This is a genomic window from Methanosphaera sp., from assembly GCF_016282985.1.
Classification (GTDB): domain Archaea; phylum Methanobacteriota; class Methanobacteria; order Methanobacteriales; family Methanobacteriaceae; genus Methanosphaera.
In genome coordinates this window covers 1-3,592 of the sequence record NZ_JAEELZ010000104.1, presented here as the reverse complement: position 1 = coordinate 3,592, position 3,592 = coordinate 1, and the positions used below count along the sequence as shown (strand labels likewise).

Below are 3,592 nucleotides of genomic sequence, written 5' to 3'. Positions count from 1 at the left end.
TTATAAATAATTATAGAGAGGAATTGGAAAGTAATATTTTAAAAAAAAATAATAAATATAAAATTTTTCTTTCTTTTTTACTTTTATGCTTCCGAAGATTTCTCCTAGTATGTTTATGAAACCTTTGGTTTCTTCTTCTAATTGTTCGTTTAGTTCTTTTGTCATATGTGACACCTTTTTATTGTTGTTTTTTAAACTACAAAATTTTGCTAGAGGAACACAAGGTGAATGGACTATGCTGATTGTTATCACTACGGGGTCCTTGATGTCGGATATCTTTATCCTTTTTATCTGGGACTTGGTGGATGCGGGAACATGACTATGTAATAGTTTCCTTAATTTTTCTGCATCCTTTCTTTCGATAGTGGTTGCACTGCCTCCAGTGTAGTGTCTATCTTTTATTCCTTGAATCACATCAGGGTCTGTAATTTTTAATGTAACAAACCATGTGCCGGTAGGATATTCACGTGGAGTGCCGTCTATGAACTTTACAGTCTGTGGCCTTGCTGTAATATGTGATTCTGTTAATGTTCCTATTACTTGGCCGTTGTAAAGGAATTCATGTTCCAGGTCAACTATCTTCCAGTCCAGGTATTCTTCTGCAAATTTTCTTATTTGTTCTGCAGTCAAGGGCTTTTCGCCTTGATCATACTCACAATCCCTAATGTCTGGTATGAATATTGGCAATGTGACTATGATGTAGTCCCTGGTCTCTTCTATTATGTTGATGATAGTATCTACACTCCCCACTGAGTCTTTTTCCTACAAATTTTTATAAAAATTCTATTTTTTTGGTGAAAAAAATAATTTTGAAGAACATAGTTTTATGTTTCTTCACTATGCATAGTGGAAAATTAGATACTCAAAGGAGATTAGTTTAAATAAGAAATAGAGAGTGGAATACTCCTCGATAAGTAAAATTGTAAAAAAATAGTTTTATGAAAAAATAGTGTTAAATAAAAAATAAAAAAAAGGCCAACCCATGACAAAATTGTCACAAGCTGACCCATAATATCATTCGCCATAAATGTGGTGAAGAGTAACATCTTGACAATTCAATTAAAATAGATTATTGCTAAAAATAATGCCCTACTTAGCAATGACCTAACAGAACAACTAAATACGAAAATCTAGTTACAATAATATATCAGATAAAAATAGTATAAAAAATTTTAGAGAGAGCGTTAGAAAACTAAAAAAAGAAAAATTGTATAAAATTCACATTTAAATATTATTATAGTCATCACCGCTTATAAAATTTCATAAACATACATACAAACATACAAAAGTTGGAGATTTCAAAACGAAAAAAAGGAATTCTTTTCAAAACTTTGGAATAAAATTTTTGATTATGTATTCCATGTTTTTAATGGTGGATTCAACCTGCCTTTCAGTTATTGGAATGTTAAGATGATAATCAGCATCTTTTCTTAATTCCTTCATTTCAACGAGTTTATCGCTGCATTTGTATTCCTTATGTTCCTTCAATGCATCTGACACTTGAGTATGCTCTGTAATGTACTTCTCATCCTCATCAAACTCATAAGGCTTACGAAATTTGAAATTATGCTTGTCGATTAGCCACATTAAAGAAAAGGAATATGCACTGTAATATGCCCTGCTGATGATTGTGCTATAAACTCCTCTAGAACCATAACCTTTAGGGATTAATTGATTCCTGCTGGTATTCAGTTTTAAAACAGTCCTATACAATTCATATTCTTCGGATTTTTTAATATTCAGCATACAAAACCCCTGAAAAGCTAGTATTTGAATATGATGTGAATGTCCTTGAAGAAATCAAAGGTATTTGTTTTCTTGGAAAAGTCAATCATGTCATCGATAATCTTGTCATAGACAATTTCCGCATCGTCCAGGTCCATCTCTTCAGGAACATCAATTGAGAAAATCTTTTCAGCAACATTGCCTTCATAACTGACAGCGTACATGACTTCCCCTAAATGGTGGATTTTGGCCAATTGCCTTAGCTTATCCAAAAACATGATCTTGTTGATGTTGAAATCTGTGATTAACACCCCATGCTCTTTGCGACCAAAAGGGATTATGGAGTTTGATTTCAAGCGGTCATTGAATCTGATAATGTTAGTCACCATCAGAATCACCAGAATCTAAGAGTTTCAAGATAATTTCCATGTTCTCAGGATCATTCAGGTCAATCATGATTCTGTTATTGTTGACATCATCATCGTTTCTATGGAGCATGTTGATGGTGTCCTTTGGAGTGTCATCCTTTTCAAGTGCAAAAGCTAAACCTACCGGGATGATTTCAAAACCTTCAAAAGCAGATTCCAAGTTAGCGAGGAATTCTGGATTGAAATAGTCCTTTATGGTAACTCCTTCTTTTACTGCTCTCAAGTATTTTTCATCAGCCATTAAATATTCCTCCAAAAAAATTAAAATAAAATAAAAAAATAGTGTTTGTATAAAATCTATGTGTGTATATTCTAAATAATATAAACTTTAGTATATATTATTATGGGTTCAGTAGTATATAAAGATGGTGATTTAGTTTAAATAGAAAAAATTAGTCTGAAATTAAACCCTTTGAATTATCTATGATATTGCGCTCTAACCATTGCATTAAGTCAACAGTTAAATTACCAAGTATTAATTTTATTAAAATTGACAGATTCAACATAATCACCTTGCGCTGCTTGATTCCTATACCATGCAAAATCCCTATACTCACTATAAAACCTATTATCTAACTCATATAATTTAATTTTTTTTTAAGAAATTATTCATTTTTGACCAATTATTAGAGTAAATATGAGGTCTATCAACATTAAATTTAGGATTTTCAAAAAGTTGTTCAATGTCTTTTAATAAATTTTTTTCTAGTATTAGAATCCATATAACGTTCCTTAATAATATCCTTACGCCAATAATATTCGCCCCATCTCCAGCAAGTTTTCATTTCTATTAAAAAAGCAAAATAAAATTTGATATTTTGTAAGAAAAAGTCCTACTAAATACTATTTTCTTGTTCTTTTAATCTTTTAAGTATTATTTTTCTTAATTTAATCATATGATATCGAAAGATTTGTTTGAAGTTTTTTGTAGTAATCGCAACATTAAAAACAGTACAATTAAATCGTATAGGTCTGCCATTTTGAAGTATGAATCCTTTCATAAGATGGCTATGGAAGATTTGATTGATGATGCAATAAGAGATGAAGAAAGCATGGTTCCACTTAAAAATAGGAATATCAAGAAGAGATTATTGGATTTCAGGGCTTTTTTATTGGATTCGGATTTATCCATTAATACTGTCAGGACATACTTTTCCAGGGTCAAGACATTTTACAGGCATTTTGAAATAGAATTGCCTTATTTGGATATTAAATTTGATAATGGCTATTTAAGTTCTTATCAGGATTTGCCTACTAAAAAAGATATTATGGAAGTATGTTCCATTTCCCGACTTTCATTCAAAGCTGTTGTTCTTTTCATTTCCAGCAGCGGATGTGCTAAGGCTGAAACGCTTTCGTTGGCTGTTGGGGATTTTGTTAGGGCAACTGATGATTATCATAGTGGCGGTTCTATAGAGGATATTCTAGATGAATTGGCT

At 31.3% G+C, this 3,592-nt stretch carries 5 protein-coding genes and 1 pseudogene; 1 reads left to right on the top strand and 5 read right to left on the bottom strand.

Annotated elements, in window-relative coordinates:
• From QZZ11_RS06470 to QZZ11_RS06450, 5 genes are all read right to left on the bottom strand, one after another.
• The gene (locus QZZ11_RS06470) at window positions 1-750 is read right to left on the bottom strand and encodes an XkdF-like putative serine protease domain-containing protein (protein ID WP_292474603.1); all 750 of its coding nucleotides are present in this window, start codon (window positions 748-750) and stop codon (window positions 1-3) included.
• A gap of 573 nt (window positions 751-1,323) precedes the next feature.
• A complete protein-coding gene (locus QZZ11_RS06465) occupies window positions 1,324-1,746 on the bottom strand; it encodes a hypothetical protein (RefSeq protein ID WP_292474602.1) in 423 nt (140 codons plus the stop codon).
• A 17-nt stretch (window positions 1,747-1,763) separates the two neighbouring features.
• Window positions 1,764-1,949: a hypothetical protein gene (locus QZZ11_RS06460; RefSeq protein ID WP_292474600.1), complete on the bottom strand. Its 186-nt coding sequence runs from the start codon at window positions 1,947-1,949 to the stop codon at window positions 1,764-1,766.
• 154 nt (window positions 1,950-2,103) lie between these two features.
• A complete protein-coding gene (locus QZZ11_RS06455) occupies window positions 2,104-2,409 on the bottom strand; it encodes a hypothetical protein (protein WP_292474598.1) in 306 nt (101 codons plus the stop codon).
• A gap of 741 nt (window positions 2,410-3,150) precedes the next feature.
• Entirely contained in the window at window positions 3,151-3,318 is a 168-nt protein-coding gene (locus tag QZZ11_RS06450; protein WP_292474597.1) for a hypothetical protein, read from the bottom strand.
• Between the two features lie 37 nt (window positions 3,319-3,355).
• On the opposite strand from QZZ11_RS06450, the pseudogene QZZ11_RS06445 reads away from it, so the two are divergent.
• Window positions 3,356-3,592: pseudogene (locus tag QZZ11_RS06445) on the top strand (integrase); the annotation flags it as partial.

Coding starts and splice junctions, on each gene's coding strand:
- QZZ11_RS06460 (WP_292474600.1), bottom strand. CDS start 1,949: ATGTACGCTGTCAGTTATGAAGGCAATGTTGCTGAAAAGATTTTCTCA.
- QZZ11_RS06465 (WP_292474602.1), bottom strand. CDS start 1,746: ATGCTGAATATTAAAAAATCCGAAGAATATGAATTGTATAGGACTGTT.